This window comes from Salinicola sp. (genome assembly GCF_982684285.1).
This window is the reverse complement of the sequence record NZ_CEXLVS010000296.1, coordinates 1-4,389: the sequence shown is the minus strand read 5'-3', so window position 1 is coordinate 4,389 and position 4,389 is coordinate 1. Positions and strand designations below refer to the sequence as shown.

Here is a 4,389-nt window from a genome sequence, read left to right as displayed (position 1 = left end):
ACTTCTCGATGCCCTTGCCTTCGAAGAAATCGAGCGCGGTCTTGGCCTGGTCGTCGCCGGTGGAGTTGATCATCACTGCGTTGCCAGGGTTGGCCGGAATCAATTGGGTCGAGTTGGCCGCCACGATGACGAACGGGATGTTGGCGTCGCCGTAGGTCTTGAGCGTCGGCTGGGTCGCGCCGGAGCAGTAGCCGCCCACGACACCCGTCACCTCTTGCGATGCCAGTCGACTGGCTGCGTTGACCGACTGCTGGGGATCGCAGGCGGTGTCCCCGGAGATCAGCTCGATCTGGCGACCATCCAGCAGCCCGCCATCGGCGTTGATCTCGTCCGCGGCCAGCGATATGGCATTGAACATGTCCTTGCCGTAGGTCGCCTCGGAACCGGTCGTCGGCGCCTGCACACCGATGACGATCGGACCTTCCTGCGCCACGGCCAGAGACCCCGCGGCCAGACCGAGGACGGTCGTAGCGGTGACCAGCTTGAGAAATTTGTTCATACAACGATTACTCCCTTCAGCGCTTATTGTTTGTTCGTACTGCAAAGGGGTCGGGCGTTGCGCCCTTCCGTTCGAAGCCGGGATCCAGGCGACGTCGATTCATCCTGCCACGAAAAGTTACGTTTCGACACCGAGCTTTTCGTAGACACTAGGCTTTTCGTATAAAATATACAAGCACCATCGAGAGTGGCTTGGCCTCGAATCGAACGCCTGCCCACCGCGCATTGACTGCTCGCCGATCCTACGGCTCGGGACTGGTCGGTGAGAGGCCGTCGAGCCCGTGGTGGCCGAGGCTGGGGCTGGCCACGTCCGCGGCCTCCAACCAAATCGTCCGTCACGAGAGTGCCCGTCGGCTCATCGGCGAGGTAGACGCCCATCTCCGCTATCGCCCCGAGCATTCCCTCAGCGGCAGCGTCAAGGCACTCCCGCCGCCCAGCCTGCCACAGAGTTGCATCCGACAAATGGCGTCGGGCCGAGCCGCTTTCGGCCTGAATTCATCGTCAGCTTCAATTACCATGACTACGCTTGTTCCATGCGGCAGCTTGTCGCACGGGATCATTGATCGCATCGGAGTATGCGGTCACTCGGCACTCAATATGTCATTCAAGGGAGAGTTCTGTGGCCACTACGACTTCTTCCGGCGGCGCTGGCGGCGTTTTTGCCAAGCTCGTCGGAATCATTGTTGCGCTTGTCGGTCTGGCTCTGGGAGCCGGCGGCGCTTATCTAGCGACATTGGGCGGCTCCTGGTATTACCTGGTCGCCGGTGTATTGATGCTGATTGCCGGCATCCAACTGTTTCGCGGCAGGATTTCCGGTGCCGCCATTTATGGTGTCGTCTTCGTAGGGACCTTCTTGTGGGCCGCTTGGGAGTCGGGACTGAATTACTGGCGCTGGATTCCGCGTCTGGATGTCGTACTGATTCTGGCCATCCTGGTAGCGCTCGTCACGCCGGCGCTCAAGGACGGCCCGTCCCGCAAGACCGGCTTCTCACTGGCGGGCGTTCTATTTCTTGGCCTGGTCGTCGCGGGCGCCTTGGCGTTCGTTCCCGGTCGCGGCTATCAACACCTCGAGGACGTCCCGGCGGTGGCCGACGAGTCCCTCTCGACGGACGTGGGCGACGCCCAGCCTGCCGATGTGCCGGCTGACGAGGACTGGGCCGCCTATGGTCGAGACTCCGCAGCGACTCGCTACTCCCCCGCGGATCAGATCACCCCGGACAACGTGGGTGAGCTGGAAGTGGCATGGCAGTACCGCACCGGCGACGTTCTGGATCACCGCTGGGGCGCCGAGACCACGCCGCTGAAAGTCGGCGACGACGTCTTCCTGTGCACCTCCCGCAACATCCTGATCTCCCTGGATGCCGCGACCGGTGAAGAGAACTGGCGCTACGATCCGGTCGTATCGGAGGATGCGATCCCCTATACCGCCGCCTGCCGGGGCGTGACCTACTACGAAGTGCCGGAAGATCGCCTCGATCCTGCCGCAGACGCAGCGACCGCCGATGAGCAGGGCGAACAGAGTGCGGCGACCGCCACACAGGAAGGCGACGACCAGGCACCGGCCGACGAGCCGTCGCAGCAGCCGGCCGTCGCGGCCAATGACGCCCAGGCCTGTCGCGCCAGGATCATCTCCGGCACGCTCGATGGTCGCATCATCGAGGTCGATGCCGCCACCGGCGAACCCTGCACCGATTTCGGCGACAACGGCCAGGTCGACATCAAGCGCAACATGGGCGAAACGCCGGATGGCTACGTGTCGATCAACTCGGCCCCCGTCGTCGTGCGTGACGTCGTCGTTACCGGTCACCAGGTGCTGGACGGTCAGCGTCGTTATCCGCCGTCCGGCGTGATCAAGGGCTTTGACGCGGTCACAGGCGAGCTGCAGTGGGCATGGGATGCCGGCCGGCCGGATCAGAGCGAACCACTGACGGGTGATGAAACCTACGTCCGCGGCTCCCCCAACATGTGGACCACCGCCGCCGGCGACAGCAAGCTGGGGCTGGTCTATCTGCCGATGGCCAACAGCGCTGCCGACTACTGGAGCAGTTCGCGAACGCCGGAAGAGAACGAATGGGCCAGCTCGATGGTCGCCCTCGATGTCGAAACGGGCCTGCCGAAATGGCATTTCCAGACGGCGCACAAGGACGTCTGGGACTACGACCCCGGTTCGCAGCCGACCTTGATCGACTTTCCCACCGGTAACGGCAAGGTGCCGGCGCTGGTGATGCCGACCAAGCAGGGCGACATCTACGTATTCAATCGCGAGACAGGCGAACTGCTCGGCGGTGGCGCCGAAGAGCGTCCGGTTCCCCAGGGCGGTGCCGAACCGGAGCAGCGCAGCGAGACCCAGCCGTTTTCGCTCTACGCAACGCTGCGTCAGCCGGATATCGACGAGAAGGACATGTGGGGCATGACCCCGTTCGATCAGCTGTTCTGCCGGATCCAGTATCGCCAGGCAAGCTGGGAAGGCATGTATACGCCGCCCACCGCCGAACAGCCATGGATCCAGTATACCGGTTACAACGGCGGCTCCGACTGGGGCAGCGTGGCAATCCATCCGCACCGCGGCGAGAACATTGCCAACTACCACGACATGCCCAACTACAACGAGCTGGTACCGCGTGATGTGGCCAACAAGCTGGGCTGGGTGCCGCGTGAAGAGCTGAAGGAAGACAGTGGTGGTGCCGAAGGTGCAGGTGACCCTCAGGCCAACACGCCTTACGCGATCAACGTCAACGCTGGCTGGCGCGTCCCTTATACCGGCATGCTCTGCAAGCAGCCCCCGTATGGCCATATCCGCGCCATCGACCTGGCGAGCGGCGACACGCTGTGGGATCGCCCGCTGGGTACCGCTCGTGCCAACGGCCCCTGGGGGATTCGCTCAGGCCTGCCGATCGACATCGGGACTCCCAACAACGGCGGCTCCGTGGTCACCGCTGGCGGGCTGATCTTCATTGCCGCGGCAACCGACGACCTGATCCGCGCCATCGACATCGAAAGCGGCGAGACAGTCTGGCAGGCACCGCTGCCGGCCGGCGGCCAGGCCAATCCGATGGTGTACGAAGCCAACGGCCGTCAGTACGTGGTCATCGTCGCCACGGGGCACCATTTCATGGAGACCCCCACCGGCGACTACGTGATTGCCTACGCACTGCCGAAAGGTGACGGCTCCTGACCGTCCCTGAGTCGGTCATCCTGTCTGAGCGGGATCCAGGCAGGATGACCCAGGCGGAATTATTCGTTTCACGATCATGAACGGCAGAAGCCCGGGTTCCACTGATAGGGAACTCGGGCTTCTTTCTCGGACCGTACTTTAAGTCCGGCCCTGCTGAGGAGCGACAGCCAGCTTTTTTTATCTCCAGCCTACCGCTACTTCATGGCAGAAGAATTAATTCTGCGCATCTTCCGCTTGGTCCTGCATATCATTGCCCGCGTCTTCCATGGCATCGCCAGCATTGTCCACTGCGTTGTCGACGGACTCGCCAGCCTCTTCAGCCGGGCCTTCGTCGTTATTGCAGGCGACCACGCCAAATGCCATAAAACCCACCAGCATTGCCATAGCCAGTTTTTTCAATAGTTCGGTGCGCATAGAATCTTCTCCTTGGTAACCGCTTCCATGTATTGCCCACCTAACATAGCTGTAGATCGAGAAATCATCCAACGGCAAACACACCTTCCCCAATTCCTCCTAATTACCCGAAGGCAATAGAGAGATGTCGGCTTTTAGCGTCGCTTACCCTGTCAATTCCCCATCTACGAAACGAAGACAGGCAGTGCGTGCCACCCGCGAGGACCATCACTCCACTCGAAGCCGGAGGACTAAATACGCACTCGGGGCAGCCCGCAGCCCGCAGCCCGCAGCCCGCAGCCCGCAGCCCGCAGCCCGCAGCG

Annotated in this window: 3 protein-coding genes; 1 reads left to right on the top strand and 2 read right to left on the bottom strand. The window is 62.3% G+C overall.

What is annotated here, in order from left to right; translation table 11 throughout:
* The coding region (locus AC3AYF_RS18540; RefSeq protein ID WP_295041123.1) for an ABC transporter substrate-binding protein at positions 1-499 on the bottom strand (499 nt) is incomplete at its 3' end.
* Positions 500-1,117: 618 nt separating this feature from the next.
* On the opposite strand from AC3AYF_RS18540, the gene AC3AYF_RS18535 reads away from it, so the two are divergent.
* Positions 1,118-3,673 carry a membrane-bound PQQ-dependent dehydrogenase, glucose/quinate/shikimate family gene (locus AC3AYF_RS18535; protein ID WP_487780161.1) on the top strand — a complete coding sequence of 852 codons (2,556 nt, stop codon included), beginning with the start codon at positions 1,118-1,120 and terminating at the stop codon, positions 3,671-3,673.
* A gap of 213 nt (positions 3,674-3,886) precedes the next feature.
* Here AC3AYF_RS18535 and AC3AYF_RS18530 read toward each other — a convergent pair whose 3' ends face one another.
* Positions 3,887-4,087 (bottom strand): hypothetical protein, encoded by a 201-nt coding sequence (locus AC3AYF_RS18530; protein WP_295041121.1) that lies wholly within the window; start codon positions 4,085-4,087, stop codon positions 3,887-3,889.
* Positions 4,088-4,389: the final 302 nt, after the last annotated feature.